The sequence below is a fragment of the Cupriavidus sp. 05T41 genome (assembly GCF_056396525.1).
Window position 1 is genome coordinate 1 of sequence record NZ_JBFTLQ010000109.1, and the last position, 22,104, is coordinate 22,104.

The following is a 22,104-nucleotide window of genomic DNA, read 5'->3' on the forward strand; positions in this document are numbered from 1 at the left end:
ACCTTCGCGGCAGCGGTGGAGGCCGCGCACCTGCGCCTGCGGCCCATCCTGATGACGTCGATCGCGTTCATCATGGGCGTGCTGCCGCTGGTGCTTTCGCACGGCGYCGGCGCCGAGATGCGGCACGCCATGGGCGTGGCGGTGTTCTTCGGCATGATCGGCGTGACCTTCTTCGGCCTGTTCCTGACGCCGATCTTCTATGTAATGGTGCGTGCCCTGGAGAAACGCATCACCAAGACTGAAAAGGTGCATCACCATGTTGAAGCTTAAGGCGATGACCGTGCTGGCCGCCGCTGCGCTGCTGGCGGCATGCACGACCCCTCCCGGTCCGCAATCGTCCGATATCGCGAGCCCGTCGCAATGGCCGAAACTGGCCGGCGGGCAGGGCGCAAGTGACTATCTTGTMGCAGGGGACGAGGATGCCAGCGTCGATCAGAAGTGGTGGTCGCGCTTCCGCGACCCGACCCTCGACGCGCTGGTGGCCGAGGCGCTGGAAGGCAACAAATCACTCGCGATTGCCACGGCGCGCGTGGAAGAGGCGCGCGCCGGCCGGCTGCTGGCGCAGTCCGCGCTGGCACCGCAGGTCAATGCATCGGCCAGCAGCGAGCGCGCCAATCGTGGCTTCGTGACCAACGATCACGCGGTGACGATCAATCAGGTGGCGATTTCCGCAGCGTGGGAGGTCGACCTGTTCGGGCGCAACCAGGCACGCACGGCACAGGCGACGGCGATCCTGCAATCGACACAGGCGACGCGGCAGGCCGTGCGTGTGGCGTTGCTGGCCGAGGTGGCCCGCACCTACTTTGAACTGCGCAACGTCGATCGTCAGCTGGACCTCACGCAACGCAATCTTGACAGCCAGCGACGCACGCTCGAACTGATCCAGGCACAACAACGCGGCGCGCTTGTCAGCAACTTCGACGTCCAGCGTGCCGCCGCGCAGGTGTCGGCCACCGAGTCGCTGTTGCCCGCGCTGCGCACCGGTTACGACGCGGCGGCAAACCGGCTGGCGACGCTGCTCGGGCGGCCGCCTGGCACGCTCGCGGCGACGTTGGCGACAGCGCAGCCGTGGCAGGCCATCGATCACGGTATCGTGGTATCGGCGCCGGCGACGGTGCTGGCGGAACGCCCTGACGTACGCGCCGCGGAGCGCCAGTTCGCGGCGACCATCTCGGCAAGGCGGGCGGCCGTGGCGGAACTCTTCCCGAACATCTCGCTGACGGCCTTCTTCGGCGCGCAGAATGCCACGCCATTCTCCTCCACGCCGTGGGGCATTGGTGCGGGCCTGCTTCAGCCGGTGCTGAACTTTGGCCGCATCCGGTCGCAGATCAACGCCGCGGATGCCAGGCAGACCCAGGCCTTTCTCAGCTATCAGCAGACCGTACTAGATGCGCTGGAAGACATGGAGAACGCGCTATCCGGCTACCTGAACGAGAACGTGCGCAATGCATCGCTGCTGGCAGGCGTGACGCAGAACCGCAAGGCTGCCGAACTGGCGCGGATGCAGTACAAGTATGGCTACGTCGGGTTGCTGGACGTGCTCGTGGCCGAACGAGACCTGCTGGAAGCCGAGTCGCGGCAGGCGACGTCCGATGCGGATCTCCGCAAGGATCTGGTGCGGATCTTTGCGGCGGCCGGGGGTGGCTGGCAGACCGAGTAGTGTCAGGCGCGGTCGCCGGCGCCGCGAGATGGGATCAGCGCCATCAGCTGGTCGGCGACCGTGTGAAGCAGTTCGCGCGAGAGCCGCGGGTCGTCGACCGCACGGGACATGGCCAGCGCCCCGACGCAGGCGCTGCAGATCAGCCTGGCCTGGGCCACGGCCTTTGGCTGGTTTTCGGGCKGTAGCAGCGAGGTAATCAGCGCCAGCAGTTGTTGCAGGCGCGCCGTGTACAAGGCATGCGGCGCATCACCGGTCTTGTCGGCGTCGTTGAGGAAAGCGGTGATGGCGCAACTGGTCTCCAGGTTGTCGCGATGGGGTTCGGCCAGGTATTCGCGCACGGCACGGCGAAGATCGGCGCGTGCCTTTGCGCGCCATGCGGTGGTATCGAGGAACGCCTGTGTCATGGCCTCCCGAATCAGCGCTTCGCGAGAATCGAAGTGCTTGTAGAAGCCGCCGACMGTGAGGCCGGCCTCCTTCATGATTTCCGCCACGCCGATGCCACGCAAGCCGTGGACGCGAAAACGCCGGGCTGCGATTTCCACKATACGTGCGTGCGAACTTTGCTTGTCAGCTTGTGAATATCCCATCTGAGCGGGCCGTGGAGTCGGGAGTATGGTCTTCGTCGGCTGCAGTGTGTGAGCCACGTGCCAATTATAGCGACGAAGACCAGCCACAGGCGTTCCGATTGCCTCCCGGCGCTTGCGGAACCCGGGGTCCTTGAAGCTCGCGTTGCTCACGGTATTGAGCTAGTGTCGATGCCATGAAGACCGCCGGTGAATCGCATGCACCAAGACGGGTGTCGTGATCAGGTGATCGCGCCAAGCTGCCAGGGAACGAACTMGTTCTGGCCGTAGCCATGCAATTCGCTCTTTGAGCGCTGTCCTGAAGCCGTCGCCAGCATGAGGCTGAAAATCACTTCCCCCAGTTCGTCGATCGACTGCGAGCCATCGATCACGGTGCCGMAGTTGATGTCGATATCCTCCTGCTGGCGCTGCCACAAGGCGGTATTGGTGCCGAGCTTGAGGGACGGGGCCGGCGCGCAGCCATAGGCGGAGCCGCGCCCGGTGGTGAAGCAGATCAGGTTGGCGCCACCAGCCACCTGGCCGGTCGCCGAGACCGGATCGTAGCCAGGGGTGTCCATGAAGACCAGTCCAGCCGCCTCCACCCGCTGCGCGTAGCCATATACGTCGACCAGGTTGGTGGTGCCGCCTTTTGCCACGGCACCGAGCGACTTCTCCAGGATGGTGGTGAGCCCGCCCGCCTTGTTGCCGGCGGACGGGTTGTTGTCCAGGCTGGCGTTCATGCGTGCGCAGTAGGCTTCCCACCAGCGGATCCGGTCGAGCAGCTTGTGCCCGACTTGCGGCGATACGGCACGGCGCGTCAGCAAATGCTCGGCGCCATAGATCTCCGGGGTCTCGGACAGGATGGCAGTGCCCCCGTGCGCCACCAGCCGGTCGACCGCCGCGCCAAGCGCGGGATTGGCGCTGATGCCGGAATAGCCGTCGGAGCCGCCGCATTGCAGTCCGACCAGCAGGTGGCTGGCATCGACGGGCTCGCGTCGCACCCGGTTGGCGTCGGGCAGCATCGCCTTGATCTGCTCGATGCCCGCCGCCACCGTACGGGCCGTGCCGCCGGTGGCCTGGATGGTCATGGTCTTCAGCGCGGCACCGCGTGCCAGTCCCTCGCTGTCGAGCAGGCCGTCGATCTGGTTGGTTTCGCAGCCCAGCCCGACGATCAGCACGGCTGCGAAGTTGGGGTGGCGCGCATAGCCCGCCAACGTGCGTCGGAGCAGCGCCAGGCCTTCGCCTTCGCCATCCACGGCGCAGCCTTGCCCGTGCGTCAGGGCCACCACGCCATCCACGTTCGGGTAGTCTGCCAGCGCCTGCGGATTGATCTCGCGCCGGAAATGCTCGGCGATGGCGCGTGCCGCGGTGGCAGAGCAATTGACGGACGTAAGGATACCGATGTAGTTGCGCGTGCCGACCCGCGCGTCGCCACGGACGATGCCCATGAATTGCGCGCGCTGCGCCGCCACGGCGGCAGGGCGCCTGGCGGCGCCAAACGCGTAGTCGCGCTCGAACTCGCCGATGGCCAGGTTATGGGTGTGGACGTGCTCGCCTGGCGCGACCGGGCGCGTGGCGAAGCCGATCACCTGTCCGTAGCGGCGCACCGGCGCGCCGGCCTCGAGTGCGCGCACTGCCAGCTTGTGCCCCGCGGGCACCAGGCCGCGTACCACCAGGCCTGCGCCTAGGCGCACGCCCGCCACCAGTTGCGCACGCGCGATGACGACATCGTCATCCGGATGCAGACGTATGACGGGTTCGCCGGCTACTGCTGCGGCTTGTTCCAGGACGGCGCTCATGCTGCGGCCTCCGGCAGGGGGGCGGCGGCACGGCGTTCGCCGCCGATATCGTGAAGTCCGGGGATGGTCATGTCAGGTGTCTGGATGCAGGGAATACGGGAAGCGGTCAGGCCGCCTCGGAGGAACCAAGCGGCAACGCCGGGGAGGGGCGGGCCCGTGCGCCGACGCTCGTCAGCAGCAGCACGCCGACTACGCCCGCGATTGCCAGGGCCAGCATGCCCGCTTGCTGGCTATGGAACGCGGATTCGACCGCGGTTTTCAGCGTCGGCGCGATAAAGCCACCGAGATTGCCCAGCGCGCCGATCAGGGCGATGCCGCTGGCCGCTGCAGTGCCGCTCAAATACGCGGTGGGCAGTGTCCAGAACAGCGGCTGGACCACCACAAAGCCGACAGTAGCCAGGCAGAAAGCCATCAGCACGGGCACCAGTTCATGCCCCAGCGTCGACAGGCCAATACCCGTGGCCGCCATGGCAAGCATGGCCATGGCGAATTCCCGTTGCTTGCCCCTGGCGTCCGCGATGCTGGTGATCAGGCGCAGGGCAATCAGGGCGCACAGCCACGGAATCGCGGTGAGCAGGCCCACCTTGGCGCCGATTGCCGTGCCGGTCAGCTCGGAAATGCGCGTCGGCAGGTAGAAGATGACGCCGTAGACGCTGACCTGGATGGCGAAGTAGATGGCGACGAAACGCAGCACCTGCCAGTTGCCCAGCGCGCCCAGTGCGGTGGCCGGGCCGTGCGCGGTCTTCTGCTTGTCTTCCGCGGCGATCGCGGCTTCGAGCGCGGTCTTCTCGTCGGCGTCCAGCCACTTGGCATCGCGCGGCCTGCTGACCAGGTAGAAGAAGGCGATCACGCCCACCACCGACGCCGCCAGGCCTTCGATGATGAACATCCATTGCCAGTTGCGCAGGCCCAGGTGGCCACCCATCACTTCGAGCAGCAGCCCCGAGAGCGGCCCGCCCAGCACCAGTGCCACTGGCAAGCCGAAGTAGTAAATGCCGAGCGCCTTGCCGCGCTGGCTGGCAGGGAACCAGTAGGTCGAGTACAGGATCACGCCCGGCGAGAAGCCSGCTTCGGCCACGCCAAGGATAAAGCGCAGCACGTAGAACGAGGTCTGGTCGTGCGCGAACATCATGGCCGCGGACGCCAGCCCCCAGGTGACCATGATGCGGCTGAGCCAGATCCTGGCGCCGACCCGGTGCAGGATCAGGTTGCTGGGGATTTCGAAGACGGCGTAGCCGATGAAGAAGATGCCGGCGCCAAGCGCATAGGCCGCGTTGCCGATATTCGAATCGACCATCAGGGCTTGCTTGACGAAGCCGACATTGGAGCGGTCGAGCATCGACAGCGCGAACATCAGCGCAAGGAAAGGCGCGAGGCGCAGGCGTGCCTTGCTTACCGCGCTTGCGAGCGGATCGTGTTTGGCAGCTTGAGTCTGCATGGGTTGTCTCCGGTACGAAGCCGCGCGTCGCGGCCTCATGTCATGGATTGCGGCATCCCCGTCTTTTGCTCGCGCGAGGATAGCTGCTGTGTTCAGGGCGGGGCGCCGTGGCGMCCGTTCAGCAAGCGCCGTTCAGAAGTTGGTGTGGCCGCGCGCGGCCAGGTTGGCCATCAGGGCGCGTACGCCGAACGTCCACGGAGCGATGCGGTCGCTTCGGCCCACGCGGTTGACCAGGCTGCCAAGCTGGCGGCTGGAGATGGTGACGAGATCGCCGTCCTTGTGCGTGAAACCGCCGCCAGCGGTGTCGCGGTCTTCCACCGGCGCGAACAGCGTACCCAKGAACAGCATCGCGCCATCGGGATACTGGTGGGTCGCGCCCATTGCCTGCTCGGCCAGCTCCAGCGGGTCGCGCGTGATCTGGTCCATCGAGCTGGTGCCGGACAACACAAAGCCGTCCGGGCCATCGACGCGCAGGTCCACGGTCGCCCGCCGCACGTCGTCCAGCGAAAAGCTCTGGTCGAACAGGCGCAGGAACGGCCCGATCGCGCAGGAGCCGTTATTGTCCTTGGCCTTGCCCAGCAGCAGCGCACTGCGGCCCTCGAAATCGCGCAGGTTGACGTCATTGCCCAGCGTGGCGCCGGGCACATCACCGCGGCTGTTGATGGCCAGCACGATCTCGGGTTCCGGGTTGTTCCATGCCGAGCCGGGATGCAGTCCGATTTCCGTACCGGTGCCGAGCGCAGAAAGCAGCGGTGCCTTGGTGAAGATCTCGGCGTCCGGGCCGATACCCACCTCCAGGTACTGGGACCACATGCCATGCTCGATCAGCAAGGCCTTGAGTTCGCCCGCTTCGCGGGAACCGGGCCGGATCCGGGACAGGCGCTCGCCCACCAGCGCGCAGATCCGGCTGCGGACCTCGGCGGCGCCTTGCGGGTCGCCCTTGGTCTGCTCCTCGATGACGCGCTCCACCAGGCTGCCGGCAAAGGTCACGCCTGCCGCCTTGATCACCTGCAGGTCGCATGGTGCCAGCAAGCGGGCCAAAGCGTCGCCGCCGCGGGGACCGGCCATATTGGCCAGCAGCTCGTCGAGCGTGCCGACCAAGCGCCCGCGCGCATTGCGAACCACCGTGACCGGGTCGTCGTGTTCGAGCAGGGTGCTCATGGTCGGAGCGACATCGGAAATGTCGAATACACMATCCGGCCGCAGGACCACCACGGCCGGACCCGCCGGCGCGCCGTCACCGGCCGGGATCCATGCGCGGCMGACCAGCGTCCCCGCCAGCCCGTCGGCAGGAAGCGTTTGCTTGGCGCTGAGCGCGAGCGGCAATGTCATCGATTGTCTCCACCTGATGTTGTTGTCATGAGCGCCGTGATCACCGCGGCGTTGGATGGAACTCTACGTGGCAGTCCGATAAACATCCAATCGATTATTGGGTAGAATCAATTCCGTTTAGTTATTGATTCGACCGGGTTTACCCCGTTTATGCCCAGACAAACTGCTTCCGCCCCTTCCGCCGTGCTMGCCAAGCTGCRTTTCCGGCACCTGCAGCTGCTGGATGTGCTGGGACGCAGCCACAACCTGCGCATCGCGGCCGAGCAGTTGCATATTTCCCAGCCGGCTGCCACCAAGATACTGAGCGACATTGAAGACACCCTGCAGGCCAGGCTGTTCGATCGCTTGCCAAGGGATATGCGCCCGACCGAACTGGGCGAGTTCGCGCTGCGCTACGCGTCGACCGCACTGGCCGAGCTCGGCAAGTTCGTGAGCGAACTGGAAGCGCTGCGAGCCGGCGGGCACGGCCACCTCACCGTTGGTGCGATTTCGGCGTCGGCCGCGCAGGTGGTGACTACGGCGATCCGCGAGATCCTGCAGCAGCGCCCGCGGCTGGTCGTCAAGCTGATCGAGCAGAGCAGTGACCAGCTCGCGATCTGGCTGGAAGACCGGAAGCTGGACATCATGGTCGGGCGGCTCACCGAGCCACGGCACCAGGCGATCTTCKATTTCGAGGCGCTGTCACCAGAGCCGGTCTGGGTCGTCTGCCGGCCGGGACATCCCTTGCTGGACCGGCCCAGGCTGGAAATTGCCGACATCGGCGCATGGCCGTGGATCCTTTATCCGCAGCGCACCGCCATCCGGCAACTGTTTGATGAAACCGTCGCGGCGGCGGGCATCCAGGGCCTGGTCGGCATGGTGGAGACACCATCGATCTTTTCCACGCTGGAACTGCTGCAGGCGACGGATATGCTTTCGCTGCAGCCGCGCGCCGTGGTCGAGCGCTTCGTCGCGGAAGGCATGCTGGCGCACGTGCCGGTGCCGATCCGGCGCGCCATGTCGAGCTACGGCATTGTCATCCGCAAGCATGAGTTGCCGTCGGAGGCCATGCAGCAGTTCATGGCGGCGCTGCGGGCGGCGGCCCGGTGAGACAGGGCGGGGATCGCAGGGTTACAAGGTCGACGAACCGGTTGCGGAGGAGCACTCCAAGCGCGCACGCACAGGTCCGTGTCCGCCAGCCGGTTCAGTCGTCAGGGCGTGGCGAACGAGCCGTAGGCAGCCTTGCGAGGACCTAGTTTTGCGAGCGCCTCTGCCTGCACGGCCGCGCAAGCGATGCCGTCAAGCAGCGGCACGTCTGCCTGGGCGGCGATCGCCGGTACGTACCCGCATAACGCAGCGGCCACGGTGACGACAACGTCCGCACCGTCTTCCCGGCTGAGCGACATCACCGCATCGAGCATCATTGCGCCGGCCTCGTCCGCAAGTCCGGCGCCATATGGGGCCGCCGTTTCGATGCCGCGGATGCCAGCCACGCGCCCGGCATAACCGTATGAGGCCGCCAGTTCGCGGTACAACGGCGTCAAGGCAGGGCCGATCGTCAACAGTCCGATCCTGCCGCCTATCATGCTTGCCGTGGCCAGGGCCGCTTCGGTCGTTCCAACGACGGGGACAGTCAGCATTTGCCGCAGTGCGTAAAGGGCCGTGTCCATCGAAACCCCGAGAATCACTGCATCGACATTGGCATCCAGCGTCCGCGCCATCTTCAGCAGGCCATCGATTGACGCGGCATTGTCCACCCGCGACCGGATAACCGCGGGGCCCGCGGCGTTGGTCAAGCCGAAAATCTCGCATGTGTCGCCGGTCGCCCGCCTGGCTTGCGCAAGCATGCGGTCGGTGATGTGCTGGCTGGCATTGGGGTTCAGGAGGGCGATTCGCATGGGGCTGGCGTTGTCAGTAGTCGTAGAAGACGCTGGTAAGTTCAAAGCGGTCGTCCTGAGAGGCACGCCGCGCGACAGATGGCCTGCTCCCGGCGTTGGCGTTCTAGGCCTGCGGCGTGCCGCCGGCCGCGCCAGCCTGGATCAACAGCACCGCATCGCGCTTGTTGAGCAAGTGCTGGCGCAGGATGGCGGCAAGCCGCTTGCCATCGCGGGTTTCCAGGGCAAGCAGCATCTCTTMGTGGTCGTGGATGGCGCTGTCCCATTTCGGCTTCTGGTAGTTCGAGCGAAAGCGCAATGCCTGCAGCCGCCGGTTCACCGACAGATAGGTCTGGCGCAGCGCGGTGTTGCGTGCCGCAAGGTTGATCTGGTCATGGATCTGGTGATTGAGGCGGTAGTAGCCGGGCAGGTCTTCGTTCGCCMGGCATGCCAGCATCGCATAGTGAAGGGCCTTGATTTCCGCCAGTTCGACGGCCGTGATGCGCTCGCAGGCCAGCTCGCCGGAGAAGGCTTCCAGGCCGCTCATCAGTTCAAAGGTATCCAGTATCTCGTCGGTAGTAAGGCGCGATACGGTCGCGCCGCGATTGGGCGAGATATCGATCAGCCCTTCGGCGGCAAGCACCTTCAGTGCCTCCCTCAGCGGCGTGCGCGAGATGCCGAGGGTCTCGCAGAGTTCGCGTTCATTGAGCTTGCGGCCCGGCTCCAGAACCCCCTCGACGATGAATGAACGCAGGTGAGCGACCACCGTGTCGTGAAGGCGCTGGCGTTMAACCTTAGGCAGGACCAGGGCCGGCGAATCCATCACTTGGACCTCTTGTTTTAGCATTCAAAATTCCCTCTTGGCGTTTGCATGCGATTTTAGCAGACGCTTAACCGAAACTCAAAAATCCGCGTAAACCCGCGCCGTATATGGCATGCCGGGGTAAACACTACGCAAATTGCCGCTTCCTTCGTGAAGTCTGTCTGGTAAAGTATTTTGCATTCAAAACTCAAAAGGAGGAGTCAAATGCTGAATCTCAACTTCCACCCGGCCGGCCGTCACTTCCTGCAGATCCCCGGACCGAGCMCGGTGCCCGATCGCATCCTGCGCGCCATCAGCTACCCGACCATTGACCATCGCGGGCCGGAATTCKGCGCCCTGGGCCTGAAGGTGCTGGAGGGCATCAAGAAAATCTTCAAGACTGCGCAGCCGGTGGTGATCTATCCGGCTTCGGGCACAGGGGCATGGGAAGCGGCGTTGTCGAACACCCTGAGTCCCGGCGACACGGTGTTGATGTTCGAGACCGGCCACTTCGCCACGCTGTGGAAGAAGATGGCCGAAAACCTCGGCATCCGCCCCGAGTTCCTCGGATTGCCCGGGGTGGAAGGCTGGCGTCACGGGGTCCAGGCCGATATGATCGAAGCCCGCCTGCGCGCCGATACCGCGCATGCGATCAAGGCAGTGTGCGTGGTGCACAACGAAACCTCGACCGGCGTGACTTCAGATATCGCCGCCGTGCGCCGCGCCATCGACGCGGCCGGGCACCCGGCATTGCTGCTGGTCGACACCATCTCGGGGCTGGCGTCTGCCGACTACCGCCATGACGAGTGGGGCGTGGACGTCACCGTGTCAGGCTCGCAGAAGGGCCTGATGCTGCCGCCGGGCATCAGCTTCAATGCGGTGTCGCCCAAGGCCATCGAAGTGTCTCGCGCGGCCCGGTTGCCGCGCAGCTTCTGGGGCTGGGAGGAGATCATCGAGATGAACCGCACCGGCTACTGGCCCTATACGCCCAACACGAACCTGCTCTATGGCCTGTCCGAAGCCCTCGACATGATCCTGGAGGAAGGGCTGGACCAGGTGTTTGCCCGCCACCAGCGCCTGGCCGAAGCCTGCCGGCGCGCGGTCAGTGCCTGGGGCCTGGAGATCCAGTGCGCTGACCCGGCGGTCTACAGCCCGGTGCTCACCGGCGTGATGATGCCCGACGGGGTCGATGCGGACCTGGTGCGCCGGAACATCTATGACCGCTTCAACATGTCGCTTGGCGCGGGCCTCGGCAAGGTCAAGGGCCGCATGTTCCGCATCGGCCATCTGGGCGACTGCAACGACCTCACGCTGATGGCCACGCTGGCCGGCTGCGAAATGGGCCTGAAGATGTCGGGCGTGCCGGTCGCGGCAAGCGGCACTGTGGCCGCCATGGACTATCTCGCCGCGCACGCCACGCCGCTGCCGCTCAAGGCTGCGGCCTGACGTAGCCACTCCATCCCGGACAGGGGCGGGCGCCACGCGTGCCCAACGCGCCTGCCGGGACGGATCGCAACGGATCAGCGCAGCACTGCCGTACCTGACAAAAAACAGAGGAGACGCTGTGGATACAACACTGCAGGCGGGAGCAAAGATCAGGACGTTCGAGGATGCGACATATCGCAAGGTGAGCTGGCGACTTGTGCCATTCCTGATGGTCTGCTTCCTGATCGCTTATCTCGATCGTGTCAACGTAGGTTTTGCAAAGCTGCAGATGGCGCAGCAACTGGGCTTCAGCGAAACCGTCTACGGGCTGGGCGCCGGGATTTTCTTTATCGGCTACTTCTTGTTCGAAGTGCCGAGCAACCTGGCATTGCACAAGTTTGGCGCCAAGATCTGGATCGGCCGGATCATGATCACGTGGGGGCTGCTTTCCGCGTGCTTCGCGTTCGTGCAGACGCCAACCCAGTTCTACACGCTGCGCTTCCTGCTGGGGCTGGCCGAAGCCGGCTTCACGCCGGGCATCGTGTACTACCTGTCGTGTTGGTACCCGTCACACCGGCGCGCCAAGATCATGGCCATCTACTGCATGGGTTCGCCGCTGTCCGGCATCATCGGCAATCCGCTGTCCGGGTACTTGATGGGCGGCATGGCGGGTGTGGCCGGCTGGAGCGGCTGGCAGTGGATGTTCCTCATCGAGGCGGTACCGGCAGTCCTGCTCGGATGCTTCTGCTTCTACTACCTGGACAACTCCATTGCCAAGGCAAAGTGGCTGACCAGCGAAGAGAAACAAGTCCTCGAGCAGGCAAAGACCGAGGACGTCAAGGCGGCGGATCCGCAGGCGCGCGTMGGCAAGGTATTCACCGACCCTCGCGTCTGGCTGATCAGCCTKATCTGCTTCTGCTATGTCACGGGCCAGTACGGCATCACGTTGTGGCTGCCCACGTTCATCAGGTCGACCGGTGTCAGCGACCCTTTCCATATCGGCTTGCTGAGCGCCATCCCTTATATGGCGGCGATCGTCGCGATGTACTACTTCGGGCGCAGCGCCGACAGGCACCGCGAGCGGCGCTGGCACCTGATCATCCCTTGCATGATGGGGGCGATCGGTTTCCTGGCACTGCCCTGGGTCATGCACAGCACCGCGCTGTCCCTGGTGTTCCTGTCGATCGCCGCAGCCGGTATCCTGACCTGCACGCCGCTGTTCTGGTCCTTGCCGACGGCATTCCTCAGCGGCGCGGCGGCGGCGACGGCGATTGCCATGAGCAACTCGATCGGCAATCTCGCCGGCTTTACCAGCGGCTACATKATCGGCTACCTCCGCGACGTKACCCAGAGCGGCAATAGCGCCTACTACATGATCGCCGGGATTCTGATCCTTGGCGCCTTCGCGATCTGGACGCTGCCCGCCAAGCTGGTCAACCGATAGCAGGTGATGCGGGGCGCGGGCGTTGCGCCCTGGCTCCGCATCCCCGGCACCACAGCAACCTTCGTCAACACTTCGCGCGCCCTTGCCGGCGCATGGAAGCTCTCATGACAAACTCGTACGAACCGGGGCCGGACGGCCCGCGACATCACGCCCCGTTCAGCGTGGTGGAAGCTACCGTTGCCAGCGCGCATGCCGCGATGCGGGAGGGCCGGCTGACCGCGCTCCAGCTGGCGCGCGAATGCCTGGACCGCATTTCGGCGTATGACCAGAGCGGTCCCATGCTGCGCAGCATCCTGCAATGCAATCCGCTCGCGCTGGAAGAGGCCGCGCGCATCGACGCCATCGCCGGGCGCAACCCGTCACAGGCCCTTGCGCCCCTGCACGGCATCCCGGTGCTGGTCAAGGACAACATCGAATGCGATGGCATGGCAACCACTGCGGGCGCCGCCTGCCTGCGCGGAAATTTGTCCGCCGGCGATGCCTTTGTCATCCGCCGCCTGCGCGAGGCCGGCGCCATCGTMCTGGCCAAGACCAACCTGCATGAACTCGCCTCGGGAGGCGAGACGGTCAGCACCCTGGCTGGACAGACCCTGAACCCCTATGACCTGACGCGCACGCCTGGCGGTTCCAGCGGCGGCACCGGCGCCGGCATCGCCGCCAGCTTCGGCTTGCTGGGCATCGGCACCGACGGCGTCAATTCGATCCGCTCGCCGGCCTCTGCAAACAGCCTGGTTGGCCTGCGCCCGACCATGGGGCTGGTCAGCCGGTCGGGGCTGGTCCCGTGCGGGCTGACGCAGGACACCATCGGCCCGATCACCCGCACCGTCGCCGATACGGCGCGGCTGCTCGATGTCATTTCCGGCTATGACGATGCCGACCCGGTCACCAGCGTGGGCGCGCCGCACATTCCGGCGAGCTACACCGCAAGCCTTGACCGCGATGGACTCAAGGGCGCGCGCATCGGCGTGCTGCGCCATTTCTTCGGCKACCAGGAGGTGCACCGTCCCGTCAACGCCGTCATGCAKGCAGCGCTGTCGGTGATCGCTGCCCAGGGCGCCGAGCTCGTCGCGATTGAAGACGCCATCAGCCCGGACGAATTGCTGGCCTCCACGCTTGTGCACCACTACGAGATGGAGCGCGATCTCGACGCCTACCTGAAGGGGATGGCACCCGGCGTGCCAGTGCGCTCGATGAAGGACATCATCGCCGCGGGGGAGGTCCATCCGAGCGTGGCGGRAACGCTGGTTACCGCTGCTGCCCTGAGCGGTCGGGAACGCGAGTACCGCGAGCGGCTGCGGCGCCAGCAGGCATTGCGCGAGCGGCTGCAGGACCTGATGGCGCGTCATCGGCTCGACGCTCTGGCGTTTCCGCACCAGCGGCGCCTGGTGGTGCCGGTTGGCGAGACCCAGGCAGAGCGCAATGGTGTGCTCGCATCGGCCACCGGCTTTCCGGCCATTGTCATTCCGGCCGGGTTTTCGGCACCGGACGGCCATGCACGCCAGGGCGTGCCGGTCGGACTGGAGTTCTTTGGCCTCCCTTTCACGGAACCCGTGCTGATACGGCTTGCCTTTGCCGCGGAGCAGGCGTTGCGCGCGCGCCGGCCACCGCACTCGACACCAGCGCTGGCATAGCGAACAGCCGTCGGAACGAAGTTTTATCGCTGCTCTACAAACGCCCGCCGGACACGGCGGCGACAAGGTCGCGGACATACCGCGACACCCTCGCAACGAGGAGGAGACAAAGATGGGCGCAGAAACTGTAGTTCAATCGCCKAATTCCCCACAGCAGCACGAACTCGACCGGGCCATGGATGGCATCGGGGTAACGGCCTCGCACAAGAAGATCATTTTCCTGATCATGCTGGGGGTGATGTTCGACGTCTTCGAGCAGAACGCCGTTGGCCTGGTCGGCCCCATATTGCGAGAGCAGTGGGGAATCTCGGTCGCGGAAATTGGCTTCCTCAATACGCTGACCTTCAGCGCCGCCGCGCTGGGGCGCATCGGCTCCGGCTATATCGCGGACCGCTACGGCAGGCGCACKATGCTGAGCGTGAACTTGCTGCTGTTCACGCTGGGCKCCATCATCTGCGCGCTGGCACCCAACTATGGGGTATTGGCGGCGGGCCGCTTCATTGTCGGCATCGGCCTCGGCGGCGAAATCTCCATTGCCGTGACCATGCTGGCCGAATTGTGCTCGACGCGCTTCCGCGGTACCGCGGTAGGGATGGTCAGCGTGGGCAGCGGTGGCCTGGGCAATATGCTGGCCCCGGCCTTCGGCTTGGCCGTGTTCGCCCTGTTCCCGGGGCCGGACAGCTGGCGCTGGCTGTTTGCTTGCCTGGTGCTGCCGGCGTTCTTTGTCGTGTTCTACCGGCGATTTATCCCCGAGACGCCGCGCTTCCTGCTGTCCAAGGGGCGCGTGGATGAAGCTAACCGGGTGCTGTCGGTCCTCGCGTCCGGCCGCCTGGGCAAGCTCGACGGGGAGCCGACACCTTATATCAAGGCTGCGGTGCAGGACGACGCCCCGCGCACCAAGGTGCGGTTGAGCGATATCTTCAGGGGGCGACTGGGGCGACGCACGATCGCACTGGGCATTGCGGTATCGATGACCTACGGCGCGCAGATCTCGGTGCTGACCCTGATGCCGACCATCCTGATGTCGCAGGGCTACACCATCTCGAAGAGCTTTCTCTTTACCATGGTGATGCAAAGCGGCAGTCTGTTTGGCGCGCTGGCGGCGTCATACTGCGGCTATCACTTTCCGCGCAAGCGCGTGCTGACGGTCGGCGCGGGGCTGGCCTGCGCGGCCGGGCTGTGCTTCGGCTTCCTGACCTATAACGTAGCGCTGGTGCTGCTATTTGGCGCCGCCTTTACGTTCTGTGTGGTGTTGCTGAACACCTCGATCTGGATCTTCGCGCCGGAGCAATATCCGACCCATGTGCGCGCATTCGGCACCTCGGTGATCCTGGCGCTTGGCACGCTGGCGGGAGCGCTGACGCCGCTGGTCAGTGGCCGCGTGTTTGAAAGCCATGGTGTTGGCGGCATGTTCAGCATGCTCGCTGCAATGTACGCCGTGTTTGCGTTGAGCGTGCAGTTCGCGCCGGAAACCTTCGGGCGCGCMATGGGTGAGACCGCCGCCGACGACGAAGCCGGCCCGGCAGTCGATGGCAGTACAGCGAGTGCAATCCGGTCGTGAAAGCCGGTCCGCTCGCCGCAGCGCGCGTTGCACGCTCGCCGGCGAGCGGCGCTGAAGGCGATATTCATCACATTTGAAGAGGTACTTGAACGCATGACATCATCCAATATCGACCGGGTTGCGCAGGCGCTGCTCAGCGCGCGGGGCGAGCGCCGTTGCGCCGATGCGGAGCTTTTCGCCACCGCACTTGAAAACGCCGACCAGGCCTATGCCGTTCAGGCGATCGTGGCGCGTTCGCTGGGCTGGAAAGACGCCGGCACCGCCTACTGGAAATCCGGGGGTGCTTCGCGTGACGCGACGCTGACACATGCGCAGCTGCCGTCAGCCGGCGTGTGGGCCAGTCCCGCGCAGGCCGGCGACTGGCCCTTCACAAGGCGCGGCATCGAGGCTGAAATTGCGCTGCGGATCGGTCGCAGCGTCGACGCCGCGCAAGCGGCCAGTCTTGACCGCGCCGGCGCGGGGGCGTTGGTCGATGCGATGGCGGTGTCCATTGAAGTCGTCGATTCGCGCTGGCAGCAGTACGTGGCCGCGCCAGCCCTGCTGAAGCTCGCCGACTTGCAGTCACATGGCGCACTGGTGCTCGGAGAGTGGCGTGACTATGTCGGCCGGGACTGGGCTACCCAGCGTTGCCGGGTGCAGATCGGCACCGAAGCGACCGAGCGCCGCGGCACCCATGCGCTCGGCGATCCGGCCTACGGACTGCTTGCGTGRCTGCGCCACGCCACGCGCGAGGGACGACGCGTGGAGGCTGGTACGGTTGTCACCACTGGCACCTGGGTGGGCATCCTCGACGCGTCCGAAGGCGACCTCGTGACCGCGGAGTTCGATGGCATCGGACACGCCTCGGTCCAGCTCTGAGGAGGGCTGAGGACACGCCCCCGTGGCCAGCACAGACGCCGGATCAGGCGATCCTACGGCGCAAAGTTGCTCACTGCCACCCGKCGCTTGTCCTCGCCGATCTTGGACATCGGCACCTTCCGCTCTTGCAGCAGGCGGTAGGTTTCGGGCGACATGATCGCCACGGCATGCTGGCCATCCTGCCATTTTGCGATGAAGGCATCGAGTGTCGGCAGCCATTTTTCCGGCTCCTGCTGCGTGCCKAACTCCAGTTCGTCCGGGTGCTCCACCATCACGGTGGCATGGCGCAGGTAGAACGGCAGCGTGTGATCCAGCGTGCGTACGCCGTAGATCGGCATGTCGTCGGTGAGCACGGCCCGGATCGCCGGCACGAGGTTCGCGCCGGAGGCCGGGCCACCGATCGATTCGTGCCCGAGCAGCGCCGTGGTAAATCCGGCGAACAAGGCGAGCGAGTACACCAGCATGCTGGCCATCCGGCCATGGGTGCGCAGGAGCCGGCGGGCGGGCCACAGCCCTGCCAGCATCACGACGAACGCGGCCGCCACCCAGACCGCGTAGCGGCGGTAGTCGGCGTTGGCCGTGTGGTTGGAATGCAGCGTGGCCACTACCGGGCTGGCCAGCAGGCCGACCACCATGATCGCCATCATGCCGCTGACCTGGCGGCGCCAGCCGCGGTCGTCGATGCGCTCGAGCGCAATGGCGGCCAGCATGCCCAGGGCGGGGAAGACCGGCACGATGTAGCCGGGCAGCTTGGAGCCCGACAGGCTGAAGAAGACGAAGATCGCGCCGGCCCAGGCCGCCAGCAGCAGCGGCGGGCGRAACTGCCGTGACGTCGCCGTGCGCGCCGCCGCGCGGTCGTCGCGCAGCACCGCCCACATGCGCGGCGCCAGCCCGAGCCAGGGCAGGAATCCCGCCACCAGCAGCGGCACGAAATACCAGACCGGCCCGCCGCGCGAATGCACGGTTGAGGTATAGCGCTGCCAGTGTTCGTGGATGAAGAAAAAGTGCGGGAACTCGGGATTGCGCGCCGATACCAGCCAGAACCACGGCACGGTGACCGCCAGCATCAAGGCGATGCCAGTCAGGAGATGCAGACGCTTCCACAGGGCGACGTCGCGCGAAATCAGCGTGTAGACCACCAGCACCAGCCCGGGCAGCGCKATGCCCACCAGCCCCTTGCTGAGGATGGCCACGCCCATCGCCACCCAGCATGCCCACATCCAGTAGCGGCGCGCCGCCGGCGTGGCCGCGGGATGCTGGGCCACCAGCATGAAGGCCAGCACGCAGGCCATGGCGCCGGACAGCGTCATGTCCAGCGAATTGAAATGCGCCGCCACGCTCCACATCGGCGCGGCCACCAGCACCAGGCCGGTMAGCAGGCCCGCGCGCTTGCCGTACCAGCGGGCCGCCGCGAACATCGACGCCACCAGCCCCACCATGCCCGACAGCGCCACGCACAGGCGCGCCTGCCAGTCGCCCACGCCGAACAGCGTGTACGACAGCGCCGTGACCCACATGTGGAACGGCGGCTTCTCGAAGTACTTCAGCGCGTTGTAGCGGATCGTGACCCAGTCGCCGGTGGCGAACATCTCGCGGGAGATCTCGGCATAGCGGCCCTCGTCGGAGCTGAGCAGGTGGCGGGCGCCGAGCGTGCCGAACCACAGCAGCAGCACCGCCAGGCCTGCCAGCAGCCAGATGCCGGCCGGCAGGCCCGCCACCGGCCGGGCAAGCCACTCGGGTCCGCGGGGTTGCGCGTTGGCGTGATCTTCGGGGTGAACCTCGGTGTGAACGCGAGTGGGAGATCGGTCTTGCATCGGATGCTTGTGATCGCTCATGCGCTGCCCTGCGCCGGAAACACCACGGCCACGGTGAGGCCGCGGCCCGCCGGGCCGTCTTCCAGCCGCACCGTGGCGCCATGGCGCGTGGCAATGTTCTGCACGATCGCCAGGCCCAGCCCGCTGCCGTGCGCGTCGCTGGCATTGCCGCGGTGAAAGCGCCGGAACACATTGTCGCGCTCGGCCGGCGCGATGCCCGGGCCGGTATCGGTCACGGCCAGCACGGGCGCGCCATCGGCCAGCTCGATGCGCAGGTCGACCCGGCCGCCGGCGCCGGCGTAGCGGATCGCGTTGTCGGCCAGGTTGCGCAGCAGGATGAACAGATCGCCGGCCACGCCGCGCACCCGGCATTCGGGGTCGCGGGCTTCCAGGCCCAGGTCCACCTCCCTGGCTTCGGCCATGGGCAGCAGCTCCCGTACCACCTGCACGGCCACGTCGTGCAGGCGCACGTCGCCGACCAGCGACTGGGCCGCGGAGGTACTGTCCTCGCTGCGCGCCAGCGTCAGCAGCTGCGCMACCAGGTGGGTGGTGCGGTCCAGGCGGTCGCCCAGCTTGGCCAGCGCCAGCTTCTGCTTGTCAGCGCTGTCGGCGCGCAGGGCGAGCTGCAACTGCAGCTTGAGCGCCGTGAGCGGTGTGCGCAACTCATGCGCGGCATCGGCGACGAACGCACGCTGGGTGTCCATCGATTGCCTGAGCCGGTCGAGCAGGGCGTTGAGCGCTTCCACCACCGGCACCAGTTCAGGCGGGCCGCTGTCGTCGAGCGGCGCCAGGCTGTCGGCCGAGCGGCTGCCGACCGCGCGCGCGATCTCCTCCACCGGGCGCAGCGAGCGCCGCACCACGAAGTGGATCAGCAGGCCAAGCACMGRGACCAGCACCACAATGGGCAGCAGTGCGCCAAGCGCGAGCGAGGCCGCCAGCTTGCGGCGAAACACCAGCGATTGCGCGGCCTGCACATAGCGCTCGCCGACGTGCGCGCCGTAGATGCGCCATTCGCGGCCTTGCGCGCGCAGGTCATGGAAGCCMGGCAGGTCCGCGCGCGGCAGCGAGATCGGATGCGAGGCGTAGACCTGGCGGCCCTGTACGTCCCAGGCCTGTACCACGATCTCCTCGTCCAGTTCGTGGTCGCCCAGCGGCGGCGTGGTTTCGCTCGCCAGGTGTGGCGGCAGTATGCGCGCTGCCTGCTCCAGTTGCGCATCGAAGACCTCGCTGGCTTCTCGCCTTACCTTGAAGTATGCGCCCGCGCCCGCCACCAGGGCGCACATGAGCATCGCCCCGAGCAGGCCGGCCAGCAACTGGGCACGGATCGTCCTCATGCCGAGCCTCCCAGCTTGTAGCCGACACCGCGCACGTTGCGGATGAAGTCCGCGCCGAGCTTCTTGCGCAGCGCGTGGATATGGACTTCCACCGCATTGCTGCTGATTTCCTCGTTCATGTTGTAGACGGCTTCGCGCAKGCGCTCATGGGAGACYACATGGCCGGGCTGTTCCATCAGGGCCTGCAGCACCATGAACTCGCGCATCGACAGCGCGACGATCTCGCCCGCGCAGCGTACCTCCCGCGTGGCCGGGTCCAGGCGCACGCGGCCATGGGCCAGCTCGCTGCTGATGCGCCCGGCGCTGCGGCGCAGCAGCGCGCGGATGCGGGCAAACAGTTCGTCTAGATCGAACGGCTTGACGAGGTAGTCGTCGGCCCCGGCGTCGAGTCCGCGCACGCGGTCCGCGGTGGCGTCGCGCGCGGTCAGGATCAGCACTGGCAGCGCCAGCCCGCGCGCGCGCAGTTGCCGCAGCACGTCTTCGCCGGAGCGCCCGGGCAGGCCCAGGTCGAGCAGCATGGCGTCGTAGGTGCCGGGGGCATTGGCGGCCAGCGCGGCATCGGCCAGGCGTCCGTCCCTGACCCAGTCAACCGCATAGCCTTCGGCCCGCAGGCCTTCCTCCACGCTTTCGCCGATCATCGGGTCGTCTTCCACCAGCAGCRGGCGCATGGCAGGGGTCCTTTGTACGTTGATGGGTCGCCGTCAGCGCCGCTGCAGCCGGTCCAGGCGCAGGCGCTGGCGGTGGTCGGTCAGGCGCCGCACCGCCAGCGTGGCGGCCAGGATCACGCCGAGCATGCTGCCCCCGGCGAGCAGGAACATCAGCAGGATCTGGTAGCGCGCCGCGGCGATCGGGTCCATGCCGGCCAGGATCTGGCMGGTCATGATGCCGGGCATGGTGATGATGCCGGCCGCGGCCATGGTGTTCATGGTGGGCAGCATACCGCTGCGCACCGCCTGGCGCACGATCACGCGCAGCGCGGCATGGCGGTCGTCGCCCAGCGCCAGGCGCGCATCGATCGCCGCGCGCTGATGCCAGACGGCGGTAAAGGCGCCGTTGAGCGCCAGGCTGGCGGCGTTCATKACGTTGCCGAGGATGATGCCGGCCAGCGGGATGGCATGGCGGGCGTCGTACCAGGGCGTGGGGCGCAACGCCGTGGTCAGCGCCAGCACGGTCACCACCAGAGTGGGCAGGCTCACGGCGGCGGCGCCGATCAGCGCATGCCAGGGGCCCGCCAGGCGCCGCTCCTGCCGGCTGCCTACCTCGCGCGCGGCGGCCGCGATCATGGCCGTCACGGTCAGCGCGGTCGCCAGCGGCGAGGACAGGCCGAACACCGTGCGCAGCACCAGGCCGACCAGCAGCAACTGCACTACCATGCGGCCGGCGGCCCAGAGCAGGCTCCGGTGCACGCCCAGCGACATGGCCAGCGATGCCCCGGCGCCGCCGAGCACAAGCAGGCTGGCCAGCGCCAGATCGTAGGCCGAGAGCGGGATCGGGGTCATGTCGGCACCGCCTCCAGCCCGGTGGCGCCGAGGCGGTAGTGGCGGTCTTGCAGCCGCGCGACCTGGGCGGGATTGTGCGACACCACCAGCAGCCCGAGTCCCTGCGCCTTGCAATCGTCAAGCAGGGCTTCCACGGCGAGCGTGGCGGTGGCGTCCAGCGCCGAGGTCGGCTCGTCAAGCAGCAGGAAGCGCGGCCGGCGCACCAGCGCGCGGATCAGGGCCAGGCGCTGCCGCTCGCCGGTGGACAGGCGCGCCGTGGCGGCCTGCAGGATGTCCGGCGGCAGGTGCAGGCGGGCCAGCAGTGCCTGTGCCGCCGCCGCATCTTCCATGTGGTCGAGCACGTCGTCGCCCCACCACCCGGACTCCGCCGCCACGTACATGACCTGGCGCCGCCAGGCCGGCGCGCTCATGCTTTCGCGCGGCACCAGGCCCAGCCTGACATCGCCGCGATTGGGGTCGAGGTCGGCGATCATGCGCAACAGCAGGCTCTTGCCCGCGCCGGAAGCGCCGGACAGCACCACGCAGCGGCCAGGCTCCACGGCAAGGCTGAACGGCCCGCGCCCGACGCCTACCACCCYACTGACGACCAGGCTGGCGGCCGCGGGAGGCACGGCAAACACAGGGGAGGGCACGCCATTGCCGGCGGCACGCTGCGCAACGGGCGCCATCGGGTCTCCCAGTGTCATGGGTTGAGCCATCCGCGCGCGATCGGTCTGGCCAGTACGTATCGGTAAAGCTGCTCGGCACGCGCCGTGAGCGTGGCAAGCAGCGGGCGGGTGGACGCGCCCGCCGCGATGGCCGCGCAACACGCCGCCAGCGCGAACGCGCCGGCGATGTCCAGCGGAAAGTGTACGCCGAGGTAGACACGCGCCCAGCCCGTGGCGGCCGCGGCCGCCAGCAGGCCGGCTCCGCTCACGCGCAAGCCGGCGCTGCGCGCGCGGACCAGGACGAAGCCGAGCGTGGCCAGCAGCGTGACGTGGTCGCTCGGGAACGAGGCGTCGGCGGCATGCGCCAGGTAGGTATGGCCGATACCCGCCATGAACGGGCGCGGCATCGGCAGCAGCGCGCCGAGCGCGGCGGCGCACACAGCG

At 66.9% G+C, this 22,104-nt stretch carries 20 protein-coding genes; 8 read left to right on the forward strand and 12 right to left on the reverse strand.

Annotation, left to right across the window (positions count from 1 at the left end):
- Both AC1DKV_RS36330 and AC1DKV_RS36335 read left to right on the forward strand, forming a co-directional pair.
- Window positions 1–270: efflux RND transporter permease subunit (locus tag AC1DKV_RS36330; RefSeq protein ID WP_477139276.1), on the forward strand; the 270-nt coding region annotated here is incomplete at its 5' end.
- A 4-nt stretch (window positions 271–274) separates the two neighbouring features.
- Window positions 275–1,660, forward strand: coding sequence for an efflux transporter outer membrane subunit (locus tag AC1DKV_RS36335; protein ID WP_441650023.1), 1,386 nt, complete (start codon window positions 275–277; stop codon window positions 1,658–1,660).
- Between the two features lie 2 nt (window positions 1,661–1,662).
- On the opposite strand, the gene AC1DKV_RS36340 is transcribed toward AC1DKV_RS36335, so the two are convergent.
- The 4 genes from AC1DKV_RS36340 to AC1DKV_RS36355 all read right to left on the reverse strand — a co-directional run bounded on the left by AC1DKV_RS36340 (window position 1,663) and on the right by AC1DKV_RS36355 (window position 6,792).
- Window positions 1,663–2,397 carry a TetR/AcrR family transcriptional regulator gene (locus AC1DKV_RS36340; protein ID WP_477139277.1) on the reverse strand — a complete coding sequence of 245 codons (735 nt, stop codon included), beginning with the start codon at window positions 2,395–2,397 and terminating at the stop codon, window positions 1,663–1,665.
- 68 nt (window positions 2,398–2,465) lie between these two features.
- Window positions 2,466–4,022, reverse strand: coding sequence for a UxaA family hydrolase (locus tag AC1DKV_RS36345; protein ID WP_477139278.1), 1,557 nt, complete (start codon window positions 4,020–4,022; stop codon window positions 2,466–2,468).
- Window positions 4,023–4,128: 106 nt separating this feature from the next.
- Window positions 4,129–5,460, reverse strand: coding sequence for an MFS transporter (locus AC1DKV_RS36350; RefSeq protein WP_441621800.1), 1,332 nt, complete (start codon window positions 5,458–5,460; stop codon window positions 4,129–4,131).
- Window positions 5,461–5,592: 132 nt separating this feature from the next.
- A complete protein-coding gene (locus tag AC1DKV_RS36355) occupies window positions 5,593–6,792 on the reverse strand; it encodes a fumarylacetoacetate hydrolase family protein (protein ID WP_477139279.1) in 1,200 nt (399 codons plus the stop codon).
- Window positions 6,793–6,942: 150 nt separating this feature from the next.
- Here AC1DKV_RS36355 and AC1DKV_RS36360 point away from each other — a divergent pair, with 150 nt between their 5' ends.
- The gene (locus tag AC1DKV_RS36360; protein ID WP_477139280.1) at window positions 6,943–7,881 is read left to right on the forward strand and encodes a LysR substrate-binding domain-containing protein; all 939 of its coding nucleotides are present in this window, start codon (window positions 6,943–6,945) and stop codon (window positions 7,879–7,881) included.
- 101 nt (window positions 7,882–7,982) lie between these two features.
- Here AC1DKV_RS36360 and AC1DKV_RS36365 read toward each other — a convergent pair whose 3' ends face one another.
- Both AC1DKV_RS36365 and AC1DKV_RS36370 read right to left on the reverse strand, forming a co-directional pair.
- The gene (locus AC1DKV_RS36365; protein ID WP_441621806.1) at window positions 7,983–8,669 is read right to left on the reverse strand and encodes an aspartate/glutamate racemase family protein; all 687 of its coding nucleotides are present in this window, start codon (window positions 8,667–8,669) and stop codon (window positions 7,983–7,985) included.
- Window positions 8,670–8,772: 103 nt separating this feature from the next.
- Window positions 8,773–9,492: a GntR family transcriptional regulator gene (locus AC1DKV_RS36370; protein WP_477139281.1), complete on the reverse strand. Its 720-nt coding sequence runs from the start codon at window positions 9,490–9,492 to the stop codon at window positions 8,773–8,775.
- 180 nt (window positions 9,493–9,672) lie between these two features.
- Here AC1DKV_RS36370 and AC1DKV_RS36375 point away from each other — a divergent pair, with 180 nt between their 5' ends.
- From AC1DKV_RS36375 to AC1DKV_RS36395, 5 genes are all read left to right on the forward strand, one after another.
- The gene (locus AC1DKV_RS36375; protein ID WP_477139282.1) at window positions 9,673–10,893 is read left to right on the forward strand and encodes a pyridoxal-phosphate-dependent aminotransferase family protein; all 1,221 of its coding nucleotides are present in this window, start codon (window positions 9,673–9,675) and stop codon (window positions 10,891–10,893) included.
- A gap of 118 nt (window positions 10,894–11,011) precedes the next feature.
- A complete protein-coding gene (locus AC1DKV_RS36380) occupies window positions 11,012–12,316 on the forward strand; it encodes an MFS transporter (protein ID WP_477139283.1) in 1,305 nt (434 codons plus the stop codon).
- Window positions 12,317–12,420: 104 nt separating this feature from the next.
- The gene (locus AC1DKV_RS36385; RefSeq protein ID WP_477139284.1) at window positions 12,421–13,947 is read left to right on the forward strand and encodes an amidase family protein; all 1,527 of its coding nucleotides are present in this window, start codon (window positions 12,421–12,423) and stop codon (window positions 13,945–13,947) included.
- A gap of 112 nt (window positions 13,948–14,059) precedes the next feature.
- Entirely contained in the window at window positions 14,060–15,508 is a 1,449-nt protein-coding gene (locus AC1DKV_RS36390) for an MFS transporter (protein ID WP_477139285.1), read from the forward strand.
- A 93-nt stretch (window positions 15,509–15,601) separates the two neighbouring features.
- Window positions 15,602–16,366 (forward strand): fumarylacetoacetate hydrolase family protein, encoded by a 765-nt coding sequence (locus AC1DKV_RS36395; RefSeq protein WP_477139292.1) that lies wholly within the window; start codon window positions 15,602–15,604, stop codon window positions 16,364–16,366.
- A gap of 53 nt (window positions 16,367–16,419) precedes the next feature.
- Here AC1DKV_RS36395 and AC1DKV_RS36400 read toward each other — a convergent pair whose 3' ends face one another.
- From AC1DKV_RS36400 to AC1DKV_RS36425, 6 genes are all read right to left on the reverse strand, one after another.
- On the reverse strand, window positions 16,420–18,201 hold the full coding sequence (locus AC1DKV_RS36400; protein ID WP_477139286.1) for a glycosyltransferase family 39 protein: 1,782 nt from the start codon (window positions 18,199–18,201) through the stop codon (window positions 16,420–16,422).
- On the reverse strand, window positions 18,198–19,514 hold the full coding sequence (locus tag AC1DKV_RS36405) for an ATP-binding protein (RefSeq protein ID WP_477139287.1): 1,317 nt from the start codon (window positions 19,512–19,514) through the stop codon (window positions 18,198–18,200). The genes AC1DKV_RS36400 and AC1DKV_RS36405 overlap by 4 nt, the downstream gene beginning before the upstream one ends.
- Window positions 19,511–20,182 carry a response regulator gene (locus AC1DKV_RS36410; RefSeq protein WP_477139288.1) on the reverse strand — a complete coding sequence of 224 codons (672 nt, stop codon included), beginning with the start codon at window positions 20,180–20,182 and terminating at the stop codon, window positions 19,511–19,513. The genes AC1DKV_RS36405 and AC1DKV_RS36410 overlap by 4 nt, the downstream gene beginning before the upstream one ends.
- A gap of 33 nt (window positions 20,183–20,215) precedes the next feature.
- Window positions 20,216–21,013 carry an ABC transporter permease gene (locus tag AC1DKV_RS36415; RefSeq protein WP_477139289.1) on the reverse strand — a complete coding sequence of 266 codons (798 nt, stop codon included), beginning with the start codon at window positions 21,011–21,013 and terminating at the stop codon, window positions 20,216–20,218.
- A complete protein-coding gene (locus tag AC1DKV_RS36420; protein ID WP_477139290.1) occupies window positions 21,010–21,699 on the reverse strand; it encodes an ABC transporter ATP-binding protein in 690 nt (229 codons plus the stop codon). Before AC1DKV_RS36420 ends, AC1DKV_RS36415 begins: the two co-directional genes overlap by 4 nt.
- Window positions 21,696–22,104 (reverse strand): phosphatase PAP2 family protein (locus AC1DKV_RS36425; protein ID WP_477139291.1); only part of this gene is annotated, 409 nt, incomplete at its 5' end. The genes AC1DKV_RS36420 and AC1DKV_RS36425, both read right to left, overlap by 4 nt.

Bases quoted from the DNA above. Each gene is read 5' to 3' on its own strand.
- AC1DKV_RS36365 (WP_441621806.1), bottom strand. From the start codon at position 8,669: ATGCGAATCGCCCTCCTGAACCCCAATGCCAGCCAGCACATCACCGAC.